Here is a 24,876-nt window from a genome sequence, read left to right on the forward strand (position 1 = left end):
GGCTCAGACCAGGGAGTCCTTCCACGCCCCGTGCAGCTTCGCGAACCGGCCCCCGCCGCCGATCAGCTCGGCCGGGGTGCCGTCCTCGACGACACGGCCGTCGTGGACCACGAGCACCCGGTCCGCGGTTTCGACGGTGGAGAGCCGGTGCGCGATGATCAGCGCGGTACGGCCGGCGGCCCCGGCGCCGGCTTTGTCGCCGCCGGTGCCCCCGCCCCCGGATCCGGCGCCGCGCAGCAGGCTCGCCAGCCCGGCCTGGACCATGCGCTCGGACGGGATGTCCAGCGACGACGTCGCCTCGTCGAGGATCAGGACGGCGGGCCGGGCCAGGAACGCCCGCGCGAAGCTGATCAGCTGCCGCTGCCCGGCCGACACCCGGCCGCCGCGCTTGTTCACGTCGGTGTCGTAGCCCTCCGGGAGCGCCATGATGAATTCATGGGCGCCCACGGCCGCGGCCGCCTCCTCGATCTCCTCGCGGGAGGCCTCGGGCCGGCCCAGGGCGATGTTGTCCGCGACCGAGCCGCTGAACAGGAACGCTTCCTGGGTCACCATGACGACGTTGCGGCGCAGGTCCGCCGTCGTCAGTTGCCGCAGGTCCACGCCGTCGAGCGTGAGCGAGCCGGAAGAGACGTCGTAGAAGCGGGCAATCAGCTTGGCCAGCGTGGATTTGCCGGCGCCGGTCTGGCCCACCAGCGCGACCGTCTGGCCCGCCGGAATGTGCAGGTCCATGGCCGGGATGATGACCGGGCCGTCGCCGTAGCGGAACTCGACGTTCTCGAAATCGATCCGCCCCTGCGCCGCGGGCAGCGCCACGGGATGTTTCGGCGGCCGGACGGTGGGCACTTCCTCCAGCAGCCCGGAGACCTTCTCCAGCGCAGCCTGCGCGCTCTGGAAGGAGTTGTAGAACATCGCCATCTGGTCCACCGGCTGGAAGAACCGCTTGGCGGAAAGGATCAGGGCCAGCAGCACGCCGACGGCGAGGTCGCCGGAGAGGACCCGGAAGCCACCGGTGAGCAGCACGACGGCGACGCACACGTTCCCGATCAGCACCAGGCCGGGCTGGAAGACGCCGTTGAGGTTGATCGAGCGGACGGTGACCTTGCGGTAATCCTCGGCCAGTTCGGCGTAGCGGGCGGCGTTCTGGGGCTCCTTGCGGAAGGCCTTGACCGCGCGGATGCCGGTCATGGTCTCGACGAAGTGGACGATCAGCCGGGCGGAGACGACGCGGGACTCCCGGAACGCGATCTGGGAGTGTTTCTGGTACCAGCGGGAGAGGAACCACATCGGGACGCCGGCGGCCAGCACCAGCAGCCCGCTGCGCCAGTCGAGGGCGAAGACGGTCACGGCCGTGAAGATCATGAACAGCAAGCCCGATGCCAGCGAGCTGACCCCGGAGTCGAGGAGTTCACGCAGGGCCTCGAGGTCCGAGGTCTGCCGGGCAATGATGCGGCCGGAGGTGTACTTCTCGTGGAACTCCAGGCTCAGCCGCTGGGTCTGGCGGAAGACCCGGACGCGCAGGTCCAGCAGCATGGCCTGGCTCAACCGCGCGGTGGAGGTCACGTACAGGGCGGTGAGCCACGCCGTCGCGACCGCCGCGGCGAGGTAGGCGGCGCCGGCCAGCACCAGCGGAAGGTTGTCTCCGGCGCGCAGGGCCGGCAGGGCGTGGTCGATGCCGAAGGCGATCAGGGCGGGCCCGGCCACCCGCGCGGCCTGGGAGAGGACGACGGCGGCAATCGTCAGCCAGAACCGCAGCCGGACCGGGCGGATCAGCGAGCCAAGCAGGGCCAGGGAGCGGCGCCGGACGGCCTTACTCTCGGCCTTGGACAGGTGCGCGTTGTCTTCGTTGGCGGTGCCGAAGGTGGCGGTGGTCATCGGGACAGCTCCTCGGCCTCGAGCGCGGACAGTTCGGAGTCGAGGTCCCGGGGTTCCGGGTCCAGGCTGGCGATGACGTAGCGGTAGTGGCTGTTTTCGGCGAGCAGTTCCGTGTGGGCGCCGACGGCGGCGATCCGGCCGTCCTCGAGCAGCGCCACCCGGTCGGCCAGGGCCACGGTGGAGGGCCGGTGGGCGACGATCAGGGTGGTGGTGTCCCTGAGGACCTCGCGGAGCCGGGCTTCGACCAGTTCCTCGGTGTTTACGTCCAGCCCGGAGAGCGGATCGTCCAGGACCAGCACCTTCGGCCCGGCGGCAACGGCGCGGGCCAGGGCAATGCGCTGCCGCTGGCCGCCGGACAGGCTCAGCCCCTCTTCCCCGATCAGGGTGTCCAGGCCTTCGGGCAGGGAGTAGGCGAAGTGGGCCTGGGCGGTGTCCAGCGCCTCGGCCAGGATCTGCTCCCGCCGTTCCGCCGATTCGTCGGCCCGGACGCCGAGGAGCACGTTGTCCCGGACGGAGCTGGAGAACAAGGTGGTGTCCTCGAAGGCCACTGCCACGATGGCGCGCAGGTCCTCCACGCTGAACTCCCGCAGGTCCACGCCGTCGATCGTGACCGAACCGGCCGTGACGTCGAACAGCCGGGGGACCAGCTGCAGCAGGGCGCTCTTGCCGCTGCCGGTGATCCCCACCAGGGCCATGGTCTCGCCCGGCCGGAGTTCCAGGCAGATGTCCTTGAGGATCGGCTTGTCCGGGGCGTCCTCGAACGCGAAGGTGGCGTTGTGGAAGGACAAGGCACCCCTCAGCTCGGCGGGGCGCCGGGGCTGCTCGGGGCTGGTGATGGTGTTGACCGATTCCATGACCTCGAAATGCCGGTCGACGGCGGACTTGGCGGTGAGTGCCATGGCCAGCAGCAGGCCGCAGAACTCCACCGGCGCCGCGATCACGGCTGCCGTGGCGAAGAAGGCCACGAGCGAGCCGATGCTCAGCTGCCCCGCGGCGGCCAGCATGACGCCGACGACGAGCCCGGCGCCGAGCGCGAGCTCGGGCAGCAGAGTGACGACGAGGCTGAAGGTGGCCAGGTGCTTGGCCTTGGCGATCTCCGTCTGGCGCAGCTCCTCGGCCTGTTCGTTGAAGTTCTCCAGCGCTTCCCGGCTGCGCCCGAACGCCTTGAGCACGCGGATGCCGTGTACGGATTCCTCAACCGTGGTGGCAAGATCCCCGGCCTGGTCCTGGCTGCGCCGGGCGACCTTGCTGAAGCGGGTCCGGAAACGGAAGCCGTATATCATGATCGGCACCGCGGCAGCTAGGAAGATCAACGCCAGCTGCCAGCTCATGGCGAACATGACGACGACGCCGATCACTACGGTCAGGGTGGTCACCACCAGCATGATGGCGCCGAATGCCATCCAGCGGCGAAGGAAGTTCAGGTCCGTCATGGCGCGGGAGAGCAGCTGCCCGGAACCCCAACGGTCGTGGAAGGACACGGTCAGGTCCTGCAGGTGGTTGTACAGCGACACCCGCATCCGGGTCTCCACCGTGGTGGCAGGGTTGATGACGAACTGGCGGCGCAGGGCGACAAGCCCCGCCTCGGCAATGCCCAGCATCAGGATCACGGCCGACGCGATCCAGACGGCCTGGCTGCTTCCGCCGGGTGTCAGCCAATCATTGATGAGGACCCGCAGTACCTGCGGAATGGCCAGAGCGACGATACTGGCCAGCAGGGCACTGACCAAGCCCATGACCAGCCGGGGCATGATCGGCCTGACATGCGGGTAGAGACGGCGGATTGACGTGAAAAATGGGGTCTGCTTGGCCATGCCTGCTTCTTAACGGCAACTGCGAGATGAATTACGCAACTGAATGTAGTTTCCTTTAGCAACTACCCTAGGCCATCGGGTGACCCGCTTCACAGGATATCGGGCCGTTCCGGAATCTGGCCCAGTAATTACGGTCCGCAATGGCTATGGGCGGGATCGGCGGGACCGGCCAGGTGGGGGACTGCGCGGCCGGGGGCTGGTCTGCGCGGCCTAGCGGGTGCCGGGAATGGTGAGCTGCTCCCCGGGGGCGGCTAGCAGCTCGGCCCCCTTGCCGGAAAGCGACACGTTTGCTCCGCGCAGCGCGTAAGCGGGCACCCCGAATCGGCTGCTGATTCCGGAGAACGTGTCGTTGGCCGCGACGGTGTACGTCGAAGTCCCATCCGGATTGGAGATGAACGATCCGCCGGCTCCCAGTTGGGGAGTCTCTTCGCCGCGCAGATCAATGACTGCTCCGGCTCTGAGTGTTTCCGCTTTGTTGAACTTCCTAAGAACCTCGGCGTCCATCCCGAATTCGCGGGCGACCGCCTCCCAGGTGTCCCCGTCGACGCAGGTGTACCTGACGGCCAAGTAGTAGCTGTTCAATTCGGTCTGGCCCCGCAGCGCTCCGGCTCTGGGCCCTGCTCCTGCTGCGGTAGCCGGTACCGGGGATGCCGAGCCGGCTTCAACAGCGGCGCCGCCCCTTGGCTTTGTCGGCTGCGCCGGGTACTCGCAGCCCGCTACGGCGACCGCGATGAGACAGGCCGCGGCCGCAGTGACGCAGATCCGCCGCAGCGCCGATGACCGCAGGGACTGCTCTTCCCGGGCGTGCGGCGACGTCGTTGGCAAAGCACTCCAGCCCTTGATAGTGGCGGGAGTCGCGGTCGCACACGGTTTGGCGACGACGGTCCCGAACCAACATTCAGTCTGGAATCGCGGCGCGAGCTTCCCCCAAAGATTCGACCATCCTTCTGGAAAGATGATCCCCAGACATTTCATAGATTCGTTGGAGTAATGTCAAGCCTCCGCGCCACGGCGCGATGAAGCGCAGAAGTGCCCCGCATCCCCACCGGACATGCTCATCCGCTGTCTGCAGGCTTGAGCACACTCATTCTTTCCAGCCCAACTCCGACGGACATGCCCATTCTTCGCGGCGGGGAGTGGGCATGGCGGATTATGCCCAGTCCAGCGGGCCGGGGACGGGCATGTCCTGCGGGAAGCCGCCCAGCGCCGGGAGCCGGCGCGGACCCGCCGGGGTCAGGACCGGGCGGTGAGGGTGAGCAGCACGGCCTCGGGGCGGCAGGCAATCCGTACCGGGGCGAAGCGGGAGGTGCCGATGCCGGCGGAGACGTTCACCGGCGTCGTACGTCCCTGGCTCTCCCAGTCCCGCAGCCCGCGAGCACGCCAGGTCGGCAGGTCGCAGTTGGCGACGAGGGCCCCATAGCCCGGCACGCAGATCTGCCCGCCGTGGGTGTGACCGGCCAACAGCAGGTCAGCACCGTCTTCGGTGAAGTGGTCCAGGACGCGCTGGTACGGGGCGTGGGCGACCGCGATCCGCAGGTGCGGCTTGGCATCCTGCCCCTTGGTGCCGCGGGGCCAGCCGGCGTAGCGTTCCAGCCGCAGGTGCGGATCGTCCACGCCGGAGAAGTCGACGCGCAGCCCGCGGATGATCAGCGACTGGCAGCGGTTGGTCAGGTCAACCCAGCCGGACATGCCGAAGCCCGCCCGGAGCCGAGGCCAGTCCAGCTGGACCGGGTCGGGCCGGGACTTCGACGGGCCGAGCAGGTACGACGCGGGGTTCTTGAGCCTCGGAGCGAAATAGTCATTGGAGCCGGGGACGAAAACGCCGGGGAACTGCATCAGCGGCCGCAGCGCCTCCAGTACCGGATCGATGGCTTTGACGTGGCTGAGGTTGTCCCCGGTGTTGACAACCAGGTCCGGTTCCAGCGCGGCGAGGGACCGCAGCCAGTCGGCCTTCTTATGCTGGCCGGGCACGAAGTGGATGTCGCTCAAGTGCAGCACCCGGAGCGGGCCGTAGCCCGGCGGCAGGATGGCAAGGGTTTCCTCGCGCAGCTCGAACTGGTTCTTTTCCCAGAGGCCGTAGCCGGCAGCGGCGGCTCCGGCAGCGGCGGTGGCCGCGGCAGTAACGGCAAAGCCGCGCCCGATGCTTCGGGCGCGGCTGGCCAGGTTGGCTCCGACGGCCACGGCTACTTGTCCTTCTTTCCGTCGCCGGGCTTCTTCGGCTCCGGCGCCGGCGCCGGTTCCTGCTGAGCCGGTGCGTTGTTGCTGTTGGTGTTCCCGGATTCGGTGCGGGGCTGCTGGTACGGGGCCGGCTCGTACAGCAGGTTCGACGGCGGCGCCGGGAACGGGTCCGTACTGCGCGTGGGGGCGATCTGGGCCATGAACCTGGAGAACATCGGGCCGGCGATCATGTAGCCGTCAATGCCCTCGTAGAACTGGCCATTGATGGTGACGTTCTGGCCGGCGCGGCCCTGGTCTCCAAGCGCGTCACCGAACCAGGCGGCGGTGGCGAGGCCGGTGGTGTGGCCGACTACCCAGGTGGAGCCGTTGCTGTTCGAGGTACCGGTCTTGGCCGCGATCGGGAAGTTGGTCACCGTGGAAATGCGCGGCTGGATCAGGGACCCCGAACCGCGGTTGAGGACCTCCTGCAGCGCGTAGTTCACGCCGCGGGCCACCTCGGGCTTGATGGCGTCCCGGCAGTCGGGGGCCTGGGCGGGCAGCTTGGCTCCGGTCGCGTCCGTCACGGAGGTGATGGCCATCGGCGCACAGTAGCGGCCGTCGTTGGCGAAGGTCGCGAACGCGCTGGCCATCGTCAGCGGCGAAGTCTGGGTGGATCCCAGCAGGTTGGGCAGCCGCGACATGTCGACCGGCTTGTTGTCCAGGCCGTTGTGGATCCCGACAGCATCCACGATCCGCTGGATGCCGCAGAAATCAAGCTGCGCGGCCGAAGCGAAGGTGATGGTGTTGATCGAGTTGTACAGGCCCTTAAGGACCGTCATCGGCTTGTAGTAGCCATCTTCGGCGTTCTGCAGGTCGTCGGTGGCGTTACCGCCAGCGTTCTTCTCGGCGGTGCTGTAGGCGCCGACCGTGGTGCCGCAGGAGTTCCGCCACGGGAAGCCGGTCCGGTACTCGCGCACCGAGCCGTCCACGATGGTGTTCATCGACTTGCCCTCATCCAGCCACTCGGCGAAGGTGAACGGCTTCATGGTGGAGCCGGGCTGGGCACCGCCGATGCCGTTGAGGTCGTTGCCATCCTTGTCCCGTTTGTCGACGTTGAAGTTCAGCTGGGTGTCGAATTTGCCCTTTGCCGGCAGCCAGGTGGTGTTCTGGGCCATGTTGGTGATTTTGCCCGAGCCCGGTTCTACCGAGACCAGCGCGGCGCCCCACTTGTCCGGGTTCGGACCGGCGGCGGCGTTGACCTGTGCCTGAGCCACGCTCTGGGCCTTCGGATCCAGCGTGGTCTTGATGGTCAGGCCGCCGCGGAAGACCTTCCGCTCGCGTTCCTTGGCGTCCGCTCCGTAGGCCGGGTTGTTCAGCAGCAGGTGCAGGACGTAGTCGCAGAAGTACGGGGCGGTCGGCGAGTAGGCGCAACCCTGCCGGGGCTGGGTCACCTTGGTCTTGACGGGGGTGGCGACGGCGGCGTCGTACTGCGCCTTCTTGATCTTGCCCTGGGTGAGCATGGCCTTCAGCACGAGGTCGCGGCGGACCTTGGCGTTGTCCGGATTGGAGATCGGATCGTAGAACGACGGGCTGTTCACGACGCCGGCCAGCAGGGCGGCCTGCGGCAGGGTCAGGTTTTTGGCGGAGGTGCTGAAGAACAGCCGCGAAGCGGCTTCAATGCCGTACGCGTCGCGGTTGAAGAAGACGATGTTGAGGTAGCCCTCAAGGATCTGCTCCTTGGTGAATTTCTTCTCCAGGGCGATGGCCAGCTTCATCTCGCGCAGTTTGTCTCCGACGCCCTTGTTGACGCCGTTCAACAGCACCTGGTCGCCCTTGCCCTCGGATTCCAGGGAGGAGTTGATCACGTTGTTGACGTACTGCTGGGTGATGGTCGAGGCGCCCTGCTTGTTGCCGCGGGCGGTGGCGACCAGCGCGCGGAGGATGCCGGTGGTATCGACACCGCCGTGCTCGTAGAAGCGGCTGTCCTCGATGGCGATCACGGCGTCCTTGATGAACGGCGACATCTGGTCCAGCGACACGCGGGTGCGGTTCTCGAGGTAGAGGTTGGCGATGACGCTTCCGTCCGAGGCCAGAATCTTGGTCGACTGGCTGGGCGGATCAACCTTCAGCTCCGCCGGCAGCGCCTCGAAGAACTTGATGGACCCGCTGGCGGCATTGCCGGACACAGCGGCAGCCGGAACCAGCAGCCCTGCCACCAGGATGCCGCAGATTGCGCTCACGCCAAGGAAGAGAACGAGCTTTCCGAGGGTGGTGGCAGTATCGAATAAAGGGTTCTTACCAGTCGCCATGTTTTCCACTTTACCGGCAAGGACTAGGCTTTACTTCATGACCAAATGGGAGTACGCCACGATTCCGCTCATTATTCACGCGACGAAGCAGATCCTGGACCAGTGGGGTGACGACGGCTGGGAGCTGGTGCAGGTCGTGCCGGGACCAGACGGTAACGGCCTGGTTGCCTACCTCAAGCGGGAGAAGAGCTAGCGATGAGCGCCCCCGAAACCGCGGCTTCCACCGGGGCCAACGCGCCCGTCGGCGCCGCCGGTGACGCTGCCGCCACCGGCGCGTCGTCCGCCGTCGAACAGCGCCTTGCCGAGCTGGGCCTGAAGCTGCCCGAGGTCGCCGCCCCGGTTGCCGCCTACGTGCCGGCCGTGATCTCCGGCAACCACGTCTACACCTCCGGCCAACTGCCGTTCATCGACGGCAAGCTCGAGGCCGCCGGCAAGGTCGCTTCCGGCGCCGAGGGCACCTCCGACGAGGCCACCGTCTCTCCGGAGGCGGCCAAGCGCTACGCCGAGGTCTGCGCAGTGAACGCCCTTGCCGCCGTCAAAAGCGTCATCGGCGACCTGGACCGGATCACGCGGATCGTCAAGGTCGTCGGCTTCGTCTCCTCCGACCCGTCCTTCACCGGCCAGCCCGGTGTCATCAACGGCGCCTCCGAACTGCTGGGCAAGGTCCTGGGCGACGCCGGCCAGCACGCCCGGTCCGCCGTCGGGGTTGCGGTGCTGCCGCTCGACTCGCCGGTCGAGGTCGAACTGATCGCTGAATTCGCCTAAAGGCCCGGTCGTTTCCCTTGCCACACTTAGCTCGTCGCCTGTTTGTCCTTCCCCCGGAACTTGAGGGGGCAGCCCGCAGCTGGCTGGAACACGGCGAACGGACCCCCCGGGCGCCGCGCTTCGCCTCATCGGTCGTCCTGCTGCGGGACTCGCCCACCGGGCTGGAGACCTGGCTGGGCTACCGGCCCGGTTCTTCGCCGCTGGGCGTGCTCGCGTTCCCGGGCGGTTCGCTCGAAGCCACCGACGACGACGCCGTCGGCTGGCTGGGCCCCGCGCCGCAGTGGTGGGCCGAGCAGATGGGGACAACCGACATCGGTCTGGCGCGCCGCCACGTGGTGGGAGCCATCCGCGAACTGTTCGAAGAGACCGGGATCCTGCTGGCCGGCCCGGACCTGTCCACGACGGTGGAGGCAACGTCCACGGCCGAATGGATGCGCGCCCGCGAAGCCGTTGCAGAGCAGGAAAAATCGTTCACCGACGTCCTCGGAAAGCGCGGCCTGTCCGTCCGCACGGACCTGCTCAAGCCGCTGGTGAACTGGCTCAGCCCCGACTTCGCCCACCGCCGGTTCAACACCCGGTACTTTGCCGCGACCGTCCCGGTGAACCAGCAGCCCTCGCTGCTGGCCAGCAAGGGCGTCTGGGGCCGGTGGGTGTGTGTCCGCAAGGTCGTTGACGAGCGAGAAACCACTGCCCTTGGTGACGAAGTGGGCCAGCCGAACACGGTGGGCCTGACCCTGGGCCAGCTGCTGGTGCCGGGCTCGGAGATCATGCTGGAGAAGATGGCTGCGGCCAACGGCTGCATCGCCTACCTCAGTTACAAACGCAAAGCCCACGCGTACCAGCCGGTCCTCGTCGAGGAGGACGGCAAGCTCATGCTCGAAGTCGAGGCGGCGAAGACCGTTGCCGGGGAACCGCAGCGCGAGCGTTAGGCGCCCGGCCCCGGGCCCGACATGCGAAGGGCCGGCTCCGAGTGTTCGGAGCCGGCCCTTTCGTGCTGGCGGCAGTCGCCGCTGAACGACCTAGCGGGAGCGCTGGCGGAGACGCTGCATGTCCAGGATCACGACGGCGCGGGCTTCCAGCCGCAGCCAGCCGCGCTGCACGAACTCGGCCAGGGCCTTGTTGACGGTCTCGCGCGAGGCGCCGACCAGCTGGGCCAGTTCCTCCTGGGTGAGCTCGTGGGCGACGAGGACGCCGTCGGTCGCCGGGCGGCCGAAGCGGTCGGCCAGATCCAGCAGGGCCTTGGCGACGCGGCCCGGCACGTCTGAGAAGACAAGGTCGGAGAGCGAGTCGTTGGTCCGGCGCAAACGGCGGGCGAGGGCCTGCAGCAGCTGGGCCGAGACCTCGGGGCGGGTGCGCAGGAGGGCGTTGAGGCTCTCGTTCTTCAACCCGGCCAGGCGGGTCTCGGACACGGCGGTAGCCGTGGCGGTGCGGGGGCTGGGGTCGAACAGGGCCATCTCGCCGAAGAGTTCGCCCGGGCCGAGGATGGCGAGCAGGGACTCGCGGCCGTCGGGGGAGGTGCGGCCGAGCTTCACCTTGCCGGAGACGATGAAGTAGAGCTGGTCACCCTGATCGCCTTCCCGGAACACCGAGGCTCCGCGGGAAAGGTCCACTTCGGTGAGTTCGTCCGTCAACAGACGGAACGCCTCGTCGTCGAGCGTGGCGAAAAGGGGTGCGCGGCGCAATACCTCGATGTCCATGAAATCTCCTGACTAACTGTGTCGGCTGGGGCGCTCCAGCCATTCTTTCAGAACTTTCCGGCTTCTGTGACGTACTTGGCACCGAATCGCCCGAAACGGCGGGGATGACGCGTCCGTGCGCGGTAAAGGCCGCCGGGCAAACTGTCAGCCGGCGCCGGTAGAATAAGGTTCCAACCAGTCCCTAAGGAGCCCCGGTGTTCGGCTTGACCATTCTGGACCTGGCGTTGGTTCTGACGCTGCTGTCCTACCTGATCTACGGGCTGCGGAACGGTTTCCTGGTGACCCTGGGCGGCATCGCGGGGTTCGCGGCCGGCGCCGTGGCAGCCTTCGTGTCCGTGCCGGTCGTCAGTGACCTGGTGGACGACTCCGGCTGGCGTCTGACCGCGATTATCGCCGCCGCCGTCCTGCTGATGATGCTGGGGCACGGCATTGGGACCATGATCGGGCGCCGCATCCGGAGCGTGGTCAAGATCAGCCCGCTGAAGCTGGCGGACCGGGTGGTGGGCGGCGGCGTTAATGTGGCCGTGTCCGCGCTCGTGATGTCCATGCTGGCGTTCAGCATCAGCGCCCTCGGTGTGCCGCTCATTTCCCAGCAGCTTGCCGACTCCAAGGTGATCGGGTTCATCGACGGCGTCACGCCCACGCCGCTGAAAGCCTCCATGGCCCAGCTCCGCTCGGCCGTGATCGGTGACGGCATCCCCACCCTCCTGGAGGGCGTCGGCGGCCAGCCCGTAGCGGTCCCGAATGCCAGCACGGACACACCGGCCCTGAACAAGGCAGCGCAGTCCGTCCTCAAGATCGCCGGCACGGCGTACCAATGCGGCCAGAACCAGACCGGCACGGGCTTCGTCGTGTCCCCGGGCCGGGTCGTGACCAACGCCCACGTGGTCGCCGGTGTTCCCGAGCCCGTGGTCGAGGTCCCCGGCGGGGGAGCCCTCCCCGGCCGGGTCGTGTATTTCGACAGCCAGCATGACCTCGCGGTGCTGGCCGTGGACGGGCTGCGGGCCGCGCCGCTTCCGCTGGGCCGCAACCTTCCCGCCGGCAGCGCGGCGGCCTTCGCGGGCTACCCGCACGGCGGCCCGTTCCAGTCCAAGCCGGCCACCGTCCGGGACATCACCACCGTCCTGGTTCCCGACATCTACGGCAACAATGCCGCCCCCGAGGATGTGTACCGGCTCGCCGGTGACGTGCAGCCGGGCAACTCCGGCGGCCCGCTGCTGAGCACCTCCGGGCAGGTGTCCGGTGTCATCTTCGCCAAGTCCACGTCCCAGGCGTCGCTGGGCTTTGCCATCACCATGACTGACCTGGCTCCGGTCGCCGCGAAGGCCCCGGGCCTGGGCAACCCGGTCTCGCCCGGGCAGTGCATCAAGAAGTAAAACCGGGAGACTGCCCACCCGACTCAGGCGCCAGCGGCCTCGATCCACTCCAGGCTCTGCCCGTGCGGACCGGCGATTCCCACCGGGGACCCGTCCTCCACGACAAGGAACCGTCCGCGGAGGCGGGAGTCATCCAGTTCCGGGACCACGCTGGAGCCGTCCTGCTGCACGATGACAGTGTGGCCCTCATTGGAGATCCAGTGGCAGCCGCGGTCAGCGGCCAGCTGGGCCATGGTGTCACGGAAACGCTCCCGGCCGCCGGCGTCGAGGTACGCCATGACCGCGCTGTGGAAGACCACCAGGGCAGCCTCCGGCGGTGCCTGCCCGGCCAGGGCGAGCAGCTGCTCGTTGAGGTCGCCGGCCACCAGCTGCGGCGGCTCCTCCAGTGCGACGGCGATCGCCCGGCGGAGCCGCTCCCGGCGGAAGTCCTGCTCCGGCCAGATGAGCGCCTCCAGCCAGGCGACGTCGTCGGGGTTGCGGATATCCAGCGGGTTCAGGTCGATGCCGGCCCGCCAGGCCACCGCGGGCAGCGCGGCCGGCAGGGGAACGTCCCCGGAGGTGGCGCAGTGCAGCACCGGGTAGCTGCGGGGCTCCGCCCCGGAGGGCTCCAGCCGGGTGACGGCGCCGCCGGGGCCCTCGAATTCGTAGCCGTAGCGGTCCGGGAACAGCCCCAGGCCCGCGGAGGCGCCGACCTCGAGCAGGGCAAGCGGGCGGCCCTCCGCGGCGGCGATCCGGGCCAGCGAGGGAAGCAGTGTGGCGCAGCGCCCGGCCTCGTTGGTCTGCGTGGACCGGGACAGGACCAGCCGTGAAACCTCGTCCCAGCGGGCGTCGAGGAAGCTGCGGAAGTCGGGATAGGGGCTGACCGGGGCGCCGAGGAAGCGGGCGGCGGCCAGCATCAGCAGCGGCTGGCGTTTGGTATGCGGCCATGCCTCAATGCGGCGGATGATCTCGGGGTCGCCCGCGATGCCGAGCGACCACGCGGCGTAGCACTCGGAGTTGCCCGGGGCGTCGACGGTGCCGAAGTGCCGGTACCAGTCCGCGGTTCCTGCCGGCTCCGTCCCGCGGGACATGCTCAGTCCCGGCCCGCGTGGAGGTCGGCGAGGTATTCGACGGCGAAGCGGTAGCCCAGGATTCCCGCGCCCGCGATCACCGCTTGGCTGATGTCGGAGAGGTAGGAGTGGTGCCGGAACGGTTCGCGGGCGTGGACGTTGGTGATGTGGACCTCGACGGCGGGAAGCTGCACCGCGGAGAGGGCGTCCCGGATGGCCACCGAGGTGTGGGTGTAGGCGCCGGCGTTCAGGACGATGCCGACGGCTTTTCCCCTGGCGGCGTGGATTGCGTCCACCAGGGCGCCCTCGTGGTTGGACTGGAAGCATTCGACGTCCAGGCCGTGGGCGTTGCCGGCGTCCTTGGCGAGCTGTTCGACGTCGGCCAGGGTCGCCGTTCCGTACTTTTCCGGCTCCCGGGTGCCCAGCAGGTTCAGGTTGGGCCCGTTGAGGACCAGGATGGTGCCGCGGCCGGCGCCGACGGGAGTGGGTTCGCTCATGCCTGCCAATCTATCGCGTTGTCCCGGGCCGCAGGCCGATGTTTCCTGCGGAGTTCACCATGCACGGACCGGGCCGGGACCGGCGGGGTTCCCCCGACCGGCCCCGAGCCCGCACCGGCCCGCCCCCGGATGCCGTCACCGGTGCGATGCCGCGTTCCGTGGTGCCCTGGCCGGGCCGCTCACTTCCTCAGGGACTGGGCGATCTGTGCCATCACGGTGTTGTCGGCCAGCGTGGTGGCGTCGCCGACCTCGCGGCCTTCGGCGACGTCCTTGAGCAGCCGGCGCATGATCTTGCCGGAGCGGGTCTTGGGCAGCTCGGGCACGATCAGGATGGTCTTGGGCTTGGCGATCGGGCCGATCTCCTTGCCGACGTGGTTGCGGAGTTCCTGGACCATGGCATCTCCGGAGTCCACGGCGTCGCCGCGGAGGATGACGAATGCCACGACGGCCTGTCCGGTGGTCTCGTCGGTCGCGCCCACCACGGCGGCCTCGGCGACCGCCGGGTGGGACACGAGGGCGGATTCGATTTCCGCGGTGGAGAGCCGGTGGCCGGAGATGTTCATGACGTCGTCCACCCGCCCCAGCAGCCAGATGTCCCCGTCCTCGTCCCTCTTGGCGCCGTCGCCGGCGAAGTACATGGTGTCGAAGCGGGACCAGTAGGTGTCCTTGAACCGTTCCGGATCCCCCCAGATGCCGCGCAGCATGGCCGGCCACGGCTCCCGGATGACGAGGTAGCCGCCGGCGCCGTTGGGCACGGATTCCCCGGCCTCATCGACGACGTCGACGGCGATGCCGGGCAGCGGGACCTGGGCGGAGCCGGGCTTGGTGGCGGTCACGCCGGGCAGGGGCGCGATCATCTGCGCCCCGGTTTCGGTCTGCCACCAGGTGTCCACGATCGGGGCCGGGTTCTCCTTCTTCTCCCCGTTCTTCCCGGCGTTGGCGCCGATGACGTCCCGGTACCACATCCAGGCTTCGGGGTTGATGGGTTCGCCCACCGAGCCCAGGACGCGGATCGAGGAAAGGTCGGACTTGGCCGGGATTTCCTTGCCCCATTTCATGAAGGTGCGGATCGCCGTGGGGGCGGTGTAGAGGATGGAAACCTTGTACTTCTCCACGATCTCCCACCAGCGGCCCTGGTGCGGGGAGTCCGGGGTGCCCTCGTACATGACCTGGGTGGCGCCGTTGATGAGCGGCGCGTAGGCGACGTAGGAGTGCCCGGTGATCCACCCGACGTCGGCGGTGCACCAGTACACGTCCGTCTCCGGGTGCAGGTCGAAGACGGCCTTGTGCGTGTAGGCGACCTGGGTGAGGTAGCCGCCGGTGGTGTGCAGGATGCCCTTGGGCTTTCCCGTGGTGCCGGAGGTGTAGAGGATGAACAGCGGATGCTCGGAGTCGTGGCCGACGGCGGTGTGCTCGTCGGAGGCTGCATCGACCGTGTCGGCCCACCAGTGGTCCCGGCCCTCGTGCCAGTCCACGTCCTCCCCGTTGCGCTTGACCACGACGACGTTCTGGACGGTGTGCCCGCTGCCGTCTCCCTCGTGGGACAACGCGTCGTCGACGGCGGACTTGAGCGGGCTGGGCTTGCCGCGGCGGTAGGTGCCGTCGGCTGTGACCACCAGCTTTGCCTCGGCGTCGTCGATCCGGGAGCGGAGTGCCTCGGCGGAGAAGCCGCCGAAGACCACTGAGTGGATGGCCCCGATGCGGGCGCAGGCCAGCAGCGTGATGACGGCTTCGGGGATCATCGGCAGGTACACGGCGACGCGGTCGCCCTTGGCCACGCCGAGGGATTCGAAGGCGTTGGCGGCCTTCTTCACTTCCCGCGTGAGCTGGGCGTACGTGTAGGTGCGGGTGTCGCCGGGTTCGCCCTCGAAGTAGATCGCGACGCGGTCGCCGTGGCCGGCTTCGACGTGCCGGTCCAGGGCGTTGTAGGCCGCGTTGACCTCGCCGCCGACGAACCACTTGGCGAACGGCGGGGTGGACCAGTCCAGCGTTTCGGTGAAGTCTTTGCTCCAGCTCAGCAGCCCGCGGGCCTGCTTGGCCCAGAACGCCGGCCGGTCGGCCTCAGCCTCGGCGTAATCGGCGGCGGTCACCACGGCATTCGCGGCGAACTCGGCGGACGGGGCGAACTTGCGGTTCTCCTGCGACAGGTTTTCGAAGGCGTCGCCCTGCCGGGGCGCCTGGGTTGCCGTCGTGGAGCCGGGGGTCTGCTGGGACATGGTGAACCTCATCATTCATCGAGCCGTGCCATCCGGCGCGTCCGTCCGGCCGGCACCCGGGGCGCTTGCGCGGCGCCGGGCATCTGCCGGTCACGGACGTGCCGGAAAGAGCTGTTCCGAACTACACACTAACGCCCGCTCCCGACAGAACGTGCGCCCCGTCACATTGGGAGCCGCGAGCGGTGTTTATTAAGCGCCGAATGGCTGGGCCGGGCTTCCGGGCCGAGGCACGGTGCAGGGCCGCGGGAGGCCGCCGCGGCGGCGGAAACCGGCCCCGGACAGGCGCTCGTTTACGCGTTCGGCGAAAGCCCGCAGGGCCCGGGCGCGCTGGCCGCGCCTCGGCTAGTGAACGTCCTGCCACTTGGCTAGGCTGATACCGAGTTGTGACATCCGATGGGAGCGACTGGGCCGCAGGGCGGCCCTTTCTTGCCTGCCGTTAGGCGGCACCGTCCAGGGTGCGGCCACGCTAAGGAGAACAGAATGAACGAGCAAAGCAACGGGCAGCTGCACGCGCCCTCCCGGACCGAGGATCCCGCCGGGCAGGCGCCGGGCGGCCGGGGGGAGCAGCCCCGCTTCACCGTGGATAAGCCGAACCCGAAGAACAACGAGGCGGTCCTGGGCCCCTTCACTGTCCGCGACCTCACCGTTCTTGGTTCCACGCTGGTGCTGTTCATCGCCTCGCTGATCCCGATGTTCGCCGTCCGGTACAACCTGTGGAATCTCGGCAGCCTGTTCTTCCTCGGCCTGGGAATCCTGCTGCCGCTGATCGTTGCCGCGCTCTTCGTCGCCCGCCGGGTCAGCCCGGGGACCAGGATCCGGATCGGGTCCCTTTCGGTCGACCAGTTCGCCTCCGTCGTGGCGTCCTTCAGCCTGGCGTTCTTCTTCCTGGCGGTCGCGGGAGCGTTCGTCCCGAGCCTGCTGCTGGGGCTGATCGGTGCGCTGGGGCTCTTCACCGCCACGGTGCTCGCCCGGCTGATCCCCGTCCTGGCCGGCGACTTCCTGCACCGCCCCGAGAGCCCTGCCCACGTGGCGGCGCGGGAGGCTGCGCAGCCTGTCCGCAAGCCGCGCGCCCCTAAAGCGGCCAAACCCGCCGGCGGCGCCAGCGCCGGCAGCGGGGCGCTGGCCGGATGGGCGAAGAAGATGGCTCCGGGCAAGAAGGCCGACGACGGCCAGCGCGCACCCCAGGACCAGACCACGCCGCAGGCTCAGCCCGGGACCCAGGGCCACGGAGTTCCCGCGGCAGGCCACGGTGCCGGGTTCGCGTCCGGTGCCGCAGCGGCCGGGGGAGTCGGCGCGGCGGCTGCCTCCGGCGCGAACCCGTCCCGCCCGGCGGCGGCCGAGCCGGCCACCCAGGCCCACGGTGTGGTTCCTTTCGAAGCGCCTGCGCAGGCCGGCTCACCGTCCGCGGTGGCCGGCGAAGCCGTACCTTCCGCCGCCGAACAGACCCAGGCCGCGCCCGTGGCCCCCGCAGCGCAGAATCCCGCGCAGGCCACGGCCGCGCAGGAGACCCAGGCGGCTGCCGTTCCGGCCGCCGCCTCGCCCCATGAGGCACCCACCGCCCTCAACCCGCAGGTCCGCTCGCAGGAGCCGATCGGCGCCACCGTTGACCCGGCCGGGCACGGCGCCGCGGCGCCTCAGCCCGCCTATGAGGCCTTCTGGTTCGCCGTCGCCCAGCCCCGAACGGCCGTGGACGAGCGGACCGGCGCCCCCGCCTTCGTCATCGAACCGGGCGGCTGGGTCCTTGCCCTCGAGGACCGGGGCCATGAGTTCCTGGTCCAGCACACGGACGGCAGGGTCGGTGTGCTCCGCGATCTCAGCAACATCGAACGCGGTTAGCCGCACCATGGCCACGGACCCCGCCGGCGCGGACGCCGCCGTCGTGCCGGCGCCCGTGCCGCCCGGCGCAAAGTCCCGTGCCCGCGCTGCAGGGGGAGAGACGCTGCTGGGGCTCAAGCGGCGGGCCCGGCGGATCAACAGGGCACTCGCGGAGCAGTACCCGTACGCGCACGCGGAATTGGATTTCCGCAGCCCGTTCGAGCTGGTGGTGGCCACCGTCCTGTCGGCGCAGACCACGGATGTGCTGGTCAACCAGATCACGCCGCTGCTGTTCGCCCGGTACCCGGACGCCCGGAGCATGGCGGAGGCGGAGCCGGCCGAGCTGGAGGCGATTATCAAGCCGACGGGCTTCTTCCGGGCCAAGGCGCGGAACCTGATGGCGCTGGGCACCAAACTCGTCGACGACTACGACGGCGAGGTGCCCGGCCGGCTCGAAGAGCTCATGAAACTGCCCGGCGTGGGACGCAAGACGGCAAACGTGGTCCTCGGCAACGCGTTCGGTATCCCCGGTATCACGGTGGACACGCACTTCGGCCGGCTGGCCCGCCGGTTCGGCTGGACCGAGTCGGACGACCCCGTGCGGATCGAGTCCGACGTCGCCGAACTGTTCGAGCCGAAGGACTGGACCATGCTTTCGCACCGGGTGGTGTTCCACGGCCGGCGCGTCTGCCATTCCCGGAAGCCGGCCTGCGGCGCCTGCGCCGTCGCGAACTGGTGCCCCAGCTACGGTACCGGCGAGACCGACCCGGACAAGGCCCGCCGGCTGCTCAAATATGAGCTGGCCCCCGGGCAGGAGGAGCTGCTCGAAAAGCTCCTGGCCGAGACGCACCGGGCGGCGGAAATCCGGATGGAATCGCAGAGAAGGCCGCGGTGACGGCCCGTCAGGATCTGGTCGGGCTGGTCGCGGCCGTGGGTGCCGGAACGGCACCGCCGCCGGACCCGCGCTGGCGTGAATTGAAGGTCGAGCCCGGTGAGCGGGTCCGCCGGGCAGCGGTGCTCATGCTGTTCGGCGCCCTCGACGATGTCCCGGCGAAGTCGGTGAAGCTGCTTGCCCCGGCGGACCTGGATGTGCTGCTGCTGCAGCGCGCGCAGACCCTCGATGACCACCCCGGACAAGTGGCCTTCCCCGGCGGCGGCATTGACCCGGGGGAAACCGTCATCGAAGCCGCGCTGCGTGAGGCCGAGGAGGAAACCGGGCTCGATCCGGGCGGGGTGGAGGTGCTCGGCGTGATGCCTGAGCTTGCCCTCCCGCGCGGAAATTTCCTGGTCACGCCGGTGCTCGGCTGGTGGGCCGCGCCCTCCCCGGTGCGGGTGGTGGACTACGGCGAATCGGCCCAGGTCTTCCGGGTGCCCGTGCGGGACCTGCTGGATCCCGACAACCGGGTGATGGCGACCGTCAGCCGCGCCGGCCAGACCTTCCAGAGCCCGGCCTTCACCGTCAACGGGGTCGTCGTCTGGGGCTTTACGGGGATGATCCTCAACCAGCTGTTCGACCAGCTGGGCTGGGCGGTCCCGTGGGACCGTACCCGGCTGCACGGCATCGACGGCTAGATCCGGGCGGGCTTCCCTGCGGACCGGTCCACGACGTGTCCGGTGGCAGCATGTTCGCGCACGGCGGTGATTCCGGCGGCCGCGCCCTTAAGGGTGTTGAACAGCGGTGAGACAGCGACGACCGTCCCGTCCGGCGCCGTCAGCCTAAAGAAGTAGGAGTTGTCTCCCGCTGCTGCGATCTCGAATGTGCCAGCCACGTCGCTGCCTCCGGTTCCTTGCGTTAGTGCCTTCGTGCCGGCGGGCACCCCAGGGCGCCTGCCGGCTTTTCGAGCCTAGGCAGGCCGCCGGAGCGTCTGCAACGCTACCGGCGGGTACGTTACCTCCGGCGTCCCGCCCGCCGCGAGAGGCGGGTTGGCGGCGGCTACTTGGCGTGGTCGTAGGAGTCGACGACGGCGATGCTGACCGGAAATTCGACCGGGATCCGGCCGAACAGCAACTCGCGGGCTGCCGCGGCCGACTCCTCGATCGCCCGGACGCACGCCTCCACGGCTTCCTCGGGGCAGTGGACCATGACCTCGTCGTGCAGGAAGAAGACCAGCTCGCCGGCAGGGCTGCCGTCGGCACGCAGCGTCCGCAGCCGCCGTCGCAGTTCCGCCAGCCAGCAGGCGGCCCAGTCCGCGGCGGAGCCCTGGACCACGAAGTTCCTCGTGAACCGCCCGCGCGAGCGGGCCAGCGACTCGGCCCGGCGCTGCTCCTCCGCGGTGGCGGACTGCTGGCTTTGCCGCCACCGCTCCGAGGGCGGCGGGCTGCTGCGGCCCAGCCGGGACGTGACCGTCCGGCCCGCCTCGCCTTCCCGCGCCGCGTGCTCCACGTAGCCGACGGCCCGCGGGTAGGTGCGTGCCAGCTGGGGCATCAGCCGCCCCGATTCGCCCGTTGTCGCCCCGTAGATGGCGCCGAGCAGCGCCACTTTGGCCTTGGCCCGGTCGCCGCCGAATCCCTGCGCCGCGATGCCGGCGTAGAGGTCCTTGTCCCGGGCCGCCGCGGCCATCTTGGAGTCCTGGGCCAGGGCCACCAGCACCCGGGGCTCCAGCTGGGAAGCGTCGGCGACGATCAGCTTGTGTCCCGGGTCGGCGTGCACCGCGCCGCGGATCTGGCGGGGAATCTGCAGGGCACCGCCGCCGCGGGAGGCCCACCGGCCGGACACCACTCCGCCCACGACATACTCGGGCCGGAAACGGCCGCCCTTGACCCAGGCGTCCAGCCACGCCCAGCCGTTCGCGGCGTGCAGCCTGGCGAGCTTCTTGTAGGCCAGCAGCGGTTCGATGGCCGGGTGGGTGGATTCCTTCAGTTCCCACTGGCGGGTGCTCTTCACCTCGATCCCGTTGCGGTGCAGGGCCCGCATCAGGTCCTGCGGGGAGTCCGGGTTCAGGGCCGGGGACTGCAGCAGGCGGCGGAGTTCGCCGGTCAGGGCCTCCAGCTTAGCGGGGCGGTGGCCGGCGGCCGGACGCGGGCCGAGGTAGTCGGCGAGGATCCGCTCGTGCAGTTCCTCGCGCCAGGGCACGCCGGTGTGCTGCATCTCGGCGGCGATCATGGCGGCTGCGGACTCGGCGGCGAGCAGCAGCTGAAGCCGCTGCCTGCGCCGGTCACCGTCCGGCGCCACGCCGGCCAGGGCTTCCTGCTGCGCGGCGTACTCGGCCCGGAGCTCCTCCGGGGAGTGCCGGGCCGTGGCGCGCGGGCCGGGGGCGTCGAACAGCGCGCCCTGGTCCGCCGGGGGAGGCGGCGGCTGCAACGCCCGCGGCGGCTGCTGGACGTCGTCGTCGGCCGTCAGCTTCTCGGCGGCACGGGCGTAGGCGGTGTGCGCCGTAAACTCCGAGTGGGCCAGGATCGCCCCGCACAGGGACAGGTCGTAGCAGCGTTCCAGCTCGACGCCGGCGCCCAGCAGGGCGGGGTACCAGTCCTGGGTGCGGTGCCAGATCCACCGCGGCCGCTGCCGTTCCATTGCGCTCACGACGGCGGGAAGCTCGGCGGCGCTGATAATCCGGGGAGCTGGGGCCTCGGAGTCCGGGGCGCCCAGGGCAGTGAGTCGTTGGAGGGCTGCGCCGTCGGCGTGGGCGGCAAGCAGCAGATGCATGCTCCCAATTCTGCCCTGCCCGCCGGTCCAGGTCGTCATCGGCCCGGGTTGTCCACATAACCGGGGACGCCGCTTATCTGCCGCCGCCGTGACCTGCACAGTTGGGGGATGAGCCGGCATCAGCTGCCCCAGCCCGACCCTTCCCGGACTGGTAACACCCAGTCCGCTCGGCCCCGCCGCCGGGCCCCTGAGCCTGACCGGCCGTCCACGGAATCGCGGTACGGTGGGCCGCAGCCCGGCGAGCCAGTCCGGGCGGGGCCGGGGCCATGGCTGCCCGAGGACGCGGCCGGGACACTGCTGGTCACCCGGTCCGCCGTCATCCGCAGCGAGGTGGAGCGGATTGCGGCCGCTGCCGGACGCCGGCTTCTGGTGGTGCCGGATGCCGCTGCGGCCTTGCCGCACTGGGACTCGGCAGGCACCGTCCTGGTCGGCAGTGACGTGGCCGAACTGCCGCCCCGGCGGAGCGCCCCGGCGGTCCTCGTGGGGCTGGACGACGTCGGCCTCTGGCCGCTGGCGGCCGCGATGGGGGCCGACCGCGTGGCCGTGCTTCCCGACGCCGGTGCGTGGCTGGCCGAGTACCTCACCCGATCGCAGTCCCCGGACCCCGGCGGCCATGTGCTCGGCGTCATCGGCGGCTGCGGCGGTGCCGGGGCAACGACGGCCGCCGTCTGGCTGGCCCAGGCCGCGGCCGGGCTGGGCGCGCGGGTCCTGCTGGTGGACGGTGACCCCTGGGGCGGCGGCCTGGAACTGGCCCTCGCGGCAGAGGACGAGCCCGGCCTCCGCTGGCCCGATCTGGCCGGGGTCAGCGGCAGCATCGACCCGGCCCAACTCGAGCAAGCACTTCCGCAGGCAGGGGGCTTCTCTTTCCTGTCCTGGCCGGGCAGCCGCGAGCCGGCCCCGGCGATCGACGACGCCACCACCGCCGGTGTCCTGGACGCCGCGCGGCGGTCCTACGAGCTGGTCGTTGTGGACATTGGCCGCGGGCTCGATGCCGTGCGCAGCTTCGCCTGGGAATGTGACCGCCTCGTCGTGGTCGTGCCGGCACAGTTGCGGGCCGCCGTAGCCGCGGCCCGGCTGGTGGCGGAGCTGCCGCCGGCGGATACCGTGCTGGTCCTCCGGGCCAAGCCCGGCGCCACGGTCGGCCACGAACTCGTTGCGCAGGCGGTGCGGCTGCCCGTGCAGGGGATCGTGCCCGAGATCCGGGGGACAGCGGCTGCCACCGAACTTGGCCGGCTGCTGGACACCGGTGCCCGGCGCAGTGTCCACCGTTTCGCGAAGGCCCTCTTCGACGTTGACGCGGCCGGCACGCCGTGAGCGCGCACGCCTCGTCTGGACCGCCGGACGCGGGCCGGCCACGGTCCCGGCACCGGCAGGCCGCACCCGGCGGGGTGGACCCGCTGCTGCTGGACGTGGTGCGCGAATCCGTCATGACGGAGGCGGGTCCGGTCACGCCGGCCCGGGTGGCGGCCGCCGTGCAGGCAAGCGGCCGGCTGCTGGGCGCGGCAGGGGCGCTCGCCGCCGTTGAGAGCATCAGCGCGGAACTGAACGGATTGGGCTTGCTGCAGCCGCTCACGCGCGACCCGCGTGTCACCGACATCTTCGTCAACGCGCCCGATTCGGTCTGGTTCGACCGCGGCCGCGGGCCGGAACGGGCGCCGATCGGGTTTGCCGGGGAGGCGCAGGTGCGGGCGCTCGCCGTGCGGCTGGTGGCAGCCGGAGGACGACGGCTTGACGACGGCTCGCCCTGCGCGGATGTCCGGCTCGCCGGCGGCTACCGCGTCCACGCTGTCCTGCCGCCGATCTCCACGGCCGGAACGCTGGTCAGCGTCCGGATCCGGCGGGACGCGGTGTTCACCCTCGCGGAGCTCTCCACAGCCGGCATGTTCGGCCCGCTGATCCTCGGGATCCTCACACGGATGGTGGCACGCCGACTGAGCTTCCTGGTGAGCGGGGCGACCGGGGCAGGTAAGACGACACTGCTGGCGACCCTGCTCGGGCTCTGCGAGCCGGGGGAGCGGCTGATCCTGATCGAGGACGCCGCCGAACTCAACCCCGTGCACCCGCACGTCGTTTCCCTGGAGGCGCGGCACAAGAACCTCGAGGGCGGCGGCGCCGTCGACCTCGGGGAGCTCGTCCGCCAGGCCCTGCGGATGCGGCCGGACAGGCTCGTGGTGGGGGAATGCCGTGGCGCCGAGGTGCGGGAGCTGCTGGCCGCCATGAACACCGGACACACCGGCGCCGGCGGGACGATCCACGCCAACACGGCCGCCGCCGTCCCCGCCCGGTTGACGGCCCTCGGGGCGCTCGCGGGAATGTCGCCGGACGCCGTCCGGCTCCAGGCGAGCAGCGCCCTCGACGCCGTCGTCCACCTCGAGCGGCGGCCCCAGGGGCGGCAACTTGCCTCGATCGGGCTCTTCGAGGACCGGCCCGCCGGTCTCGCCGTCGCCGCGGCGCTCGCCGTCGACGCCACCGGCACAGTCCGCCCGGGCCCGGCGTGGCCGGACTTGGCCGCCCGGCTGGGCGTGGACCCCGCTGCCTGCCCGGCGACCGGACACCCGACGGCCGGCGCGCCCGGCCCGGGGGCGCCGACGTGAGGGCCGGGCTGCCGTGACAGCCGCGGTGGCGGGGTTTCTGGCCCTGGCGTTATGGCTGGTGATGGCGCCGCCGGGCGGACCCGGCCGCCGTCTCCGCCACGCCATGGCAGGGCGGGAACCGAACCCGGACGGGGTGTGGTCCCGCGTGTGGCGATGGCTCCGGGGTGCCGTACTGCGGCGCGGGAACGGGAGCCCGCCGGTCGAGGTTCCCGTGACCGTCCTGGTCCTGCAGCTGGCCGCACTGGTCAAGGGCGGCCGCGCTCCGGCGCGCCTGTGGGAGGAACTCTGGCTGGTCTACGGCAACCAGGGCCCGCGGGCCGCCGGGCTCTCCGGCAGCGGGGCGTTCCGGGCGGGCCCCGGTCCGGCGGGAGTCCTGGGCGGAGCCTCGCGCGGAATCCTGGCCGCAGCCCGGGCGGCGGCGGCGACGGGGTCCCCGGTCGGCGCAGCGATCCGCAGCGCCGCGGCCGGTGCCGTCGCCGCGGGCCGGAGACACCGCCGGCCGCCCCGCGAGCTGGCCGCCTGGGTCGAACTCGCAGCCTGCTTCGACGTCGCCGAGGCTAGCGGGTGTCCCCTCGCTGATGTCCTGGCCCGGTTCGCCGCCCATCTGGAGGCTGACGAAGATGCAGGCGCCGCCCGGCAAACCGCCCTGGCCGGTCCCCGGGCGACCGTCCGCATCCTGACCTGGCTGCCGTTCCTCGGCCTTGCACTGGGCATGCTGCTCGGAGCGGATCCGCTGGCGGTCCTGCTCGGCACCCCGCTCGGCACGGCCGCGCTGGTCGCCGGGCTCGCCCTTGCCGCAGCCGGCCGGGTGTGGTCCTCCCGCCTGGTCCGTGCAGCCGCCGGGGGAGACCCGTGACTCCGGAGCAGGGCGGTCTGGCCGTGGCTGCTCTGCTGGCCGCTGCCGTGGTCCTAACGCTCACGCCCGGCGCACGGCCGCGGCGCCGCTGGAATCGCGCGCTGGATCATCCGGACAGCCGTTCTGGAGCACCCGGGCGGCCGCCGGGTCGCGGAAGCGCCCGGCAGGGGAGTCTTGCCGGCACCGGCCGCAGAGCCCCTAACGACCCGTCCGACG

General features: G+C 70.4%; 21 protein-coding genes. 10 read left to right on the plus strand and 11 right to left on the minus strand.

What is annotated here, in order from left to right; genetic code table 11:
• Positions 1–3: 3 nt before the first annotated feature.
• The 5 genes from ACTWLI_RS08285 to ACTWLI_RS08305 form a co-directional block, all read right to left on the minus strand.
• The gene (locus ACTWLI_RS08285; protein ID WP_445153447.1) at positions 4–1,872 is read right to left on the minus strand and encodes an ABC transporter ATP-binding protein; all 1,869 of its coding nucleotides are present in this window, start codon (positions 1,870–1,872) and stop codon (positions 4–6) included.
• Positions 1,869–3,686 carry an ABC transporter ATP-binding protein gene (locus ACTWLI_RS08290; RefSeq protein ID WP_445153448.1) on the minus strand — a complete coding sequence of 606 codons (1,818 nt, stop codon included), beginning with the start codon at positions 3,684–3,686 and terminating at the stop codon, positions 1,869–1,871. Before ACTWLI_RS08290 ends, ACTWLI_RS08285 begins: the two co-directional genes overlap by 4 nt.
• Positions 3,687–3,896: 210 nt before the next feature.
• A complete protein-coding gene (locus ACTWLI_RS08295; RefSeq protein WP_445153449.1) occupies positions 3,897–4,268 on the minus strand; it encodes a LysM peptidoglycan-binding domain-containing protein in 372 nt (123 codons plus the stop codon).
• Positions 4,269–4,919: 651 nt separating this feature from the next.
• Positions 4,920–5,867, minus strand: a complete 948-nt coding sequence (locus ACTWLI_RS08300) for a metallophosphoesterase (protein WP_445153450.1) — start codon at positions 5,865–5,867, stop codon at positions 4,920–4,922.
• Between the two features lie 2 nt (positions 5,868–5,869).
• A complete protein-coding gene (locus ACTWLI_RS08305; protein ID WP_445153451.1) occupies positions 5,870–8,152 on the minus strand; it encodes a transglycosylase domain-containing protein in 2,283 nt (760 codons plus the stop codon).
• Positions 8,153–8,189: 37 nt separating this feature from the next.
• Between ACTWLI_RS08305 and ACTWLI_RS08310 the strand changes: the two genes are divergently transcribed.
• Genes ACTWLI_RS08310 through ACTWLI_RS08320 form a run of 3 tightly spaced genes read left to right on the plus strand, consistent with a single transcriptional unit; the run spans position 8,190 to position 9,846 of the window.
• On the plus strand, positions 8,190–8,345 hold the full coding sequence (locus ACTWLI_RS08310; protein WP_157366223.1) for a DUF4177 domain-containing protein: 156 nt from the start codon (positions 8,190–8,192) through the stop codon (positions 8,343–8,345).
• Between the two features lie 2 nt (positions 8,346–8,347).
• Complete coding sequence (locus ACTWLI_RS08315; RefSeq protein WP_445153452.1) at positions 8,348–8,917, plus strand: RidA family protein; 570 nt, start codon at positions 8,348–8,350, stop codon at positions 8,915–8,917.
• A gap of 17 nt (positions 8,918–8,934) precedes the next feature.
• On the plus strand, positions 8,935–9,846 hold the full coding sequence (locus tag ACTWLI_RS08320) for an NUDIX hydrolase (RefSeq protein WP_445153453.1): 912 nt from the start codon (positions 8,935–8,937) through the stop codon (positions 9,844–9,846).
• 90 nt (positions 9,847–9,936) lie between these two features.
• On the opposite strand, the gene ACTWLI_RS08325 is transcribed toward ACTWLI_RS08320, so the two are convergent.
• Entirely contained in the window at positions 9,937–10,614 is a 678-nt protein-coding gene (locus ACTWLI_RS08325; RefSeq protein WP_011693220.1) for a Crp/Fnr family transcriptional regulator, read from the minus strand.
• 194 nt (positions 10,615–10,808) lie between these two features.
• Here ACTWLI_RS08325 and ACTWLI_RS08330 point away from each other — a divergent pair, with 194 nt between their 5' ends.
• The gene (locus ACTWLI_RS08330; RefSeq protein WP_445153454.1) at positions 10,809–11,990 is read left to right on the plus strand and encodes a MarP family serine protease; all 1,182 of its coding nucleotides are present in this window, start codon (positions 10,809–10,811) and stop codon (positions 11,988–11,990) included.
• A gap of 23 nt (positions 11,991–12,013) precedes the next feature.
• Here ACTWLI_RS08330 and ACTWLI_RS08335 read toward each other — a convergent pair whose 3' ends face one another.
• The 3 genes from ACTWLI_RS08335 to acs form a co-directional block, all read right to left on the minus strand.
• The gene (locus ACTWLI_RS08335) at positions 12,014–13,060 is read right to left on the minus strand and encodes a DUF2332 domain-containing protein (RefSeq protein WP_445153455.1); all 1,047 of its coding nucleotides are present in this window, start codon (positions 13,058–13,060) and stop codon (positions 12,014–12,016) included.
• A 2-nt stretch (positions 13,061–13,062) separates the two neighbouring features.
• Positions 13,063–13,536, minus strand: coding sequence for a type II 3-dehydroquinate dehydratase (gene aroQ / locus ACTWLI_RS08340; protein ID WP_445153456.1), 474 nt, complete (start codon positions 13,534–13,536; stop codon positions 13,063–13,065).
• Between the two features lie 179 nt (positions 13,537–13,715).
• Positions 13,716–15,752, minus strand: a complete 2,037-nt coding sequence (acs, locus tag ACTWLI_RS08345) for an acetate--CoA ligase (RefSeq protein ID WP_445153457.1) — start codon at positions 15,750–15,752, stop codon at positions 13,716–13,718.
• 480 nt (positions 15,753–16,232) lie between these two features.
• Here acs and ACTWLI_RS08350 point away from each other — a divergent pair, with 480 nt between their 5' ends.
• Genes ACTWLI_RS08350 through ACTWLI_RS08360 form a run of 3 tightly spaced genes read left to right on the plus strand, consistent with a single transcriptional unit; the run spans position 16,233 to position 19,139 of the window.
• A complete protein-coding gene (locus ACTWLI_RS08350) occupies positions 16,233–17,588 on the plus strand; it encodes a hypothetical protein (protein ID WP_445153458.1) in 1,356 nt (451 codons plus the stop codon).
• Between the two features lie 7 nt (positions 17,589–17,595).
• Positions 17,596–18,462: an endonuclease III gene (gene nth / locus ACTWLI_RS08355; RefSeq protein WP_445153459.1), complete on the plus strand. Its 867-nt coding sequence runs from the start codon at positions 17,596–17,598 to the stop codon at positions 18,460–18,462.
• Entirely contained in the window at positions 18,459–19,139 is a 681-nt protein-coding gene (locus tag ACTWLI_RS08360; protein ID WP_445153460.1) for an NUDIX hydrolase, read from the plus strand. The genes nth and ACTWLI_RS08360 overlap by 4 nt, the downstream gene beginning before the upstream one ends.
• On the opposite strand, the gene ACTWLI_RS08365 is transcribed toward ACTWLI_RS08360, so the two are convergent.
• Positions 19,136–19,336: a YegP family protein gene (locus tag ACTWLI_RS08365; protein WP_445153461.1), complete on the minus strand. Its 201-nt coding sequence runs from the start codon at positions 19,334–19,336 to the stop codon at positions 19,136–19,138. The genes ACTWLI_RS08360 and ACTWLI_RS08365 overlap by 4 nt on opposite strands.
• Before the next feature lie 164 nt (positions 19,337–19,500).
• Entirely contained in the window at positions 19,501–21,210 is a 1,710-nt protein-coding gene (locus tag ACTWLI_RS08370; RefSeq protein ID WP_445153462.1) for a bifunctional 3'-5' exonuclease/DNA polymerase, read from the minus strand.
• A 108-nt stretch (positions 21,211–21,318) separates the two neighbouring features.
• Between ACTWLI_RS08370 and ssd the strand changes: the two genes are divergently transcribed.
• From ssd to ACTWLI_RS08385, 3 genes are all read left to right on the plus strand, one after another.
• A complete protein-coding gene (gene ssd / locus ACTWLI_RS08375; RefSeq protein ID WP_445153463.1) occupies positions 21,319–22,524 on the plus strand; it encodes a septum site-determining protein Ssd in 1,206 nt (401 codons plus the stop codon).
• On the plus strand, positions 22,521–23,804 hold the full coding sequence (locus ACTWLI_RS08380) for a TadA family conjugal transfer-associated ATPase (RefSeq protein WP_445153464.1): 1,284 nt from the start codon (positions 22,521–22,523) through the stop codon (positions 23,802–23,804). Before ssd ends, ACTWLI_RS08380 begins: the two co-directional genes overlap by 4 nt.
• 211 nt (positions 23,805–24,015) lie before the next feature.
• Positions 24,016–24,660, plus strand: a complete 645-nt coding sequence (locus tag ACTWLI_RS08385; RefSeq protein WP_445153465.1) for a hypothetical protein — start codon at positions 24,016–24,018, stop codon at positions 24,658–24,660.
• Positions 24,661–24,876 lie beyond the last annotated feature (216 nt).

The organism is Arthrobacter sp. Hor0625 (assembly GCF_052567525.1).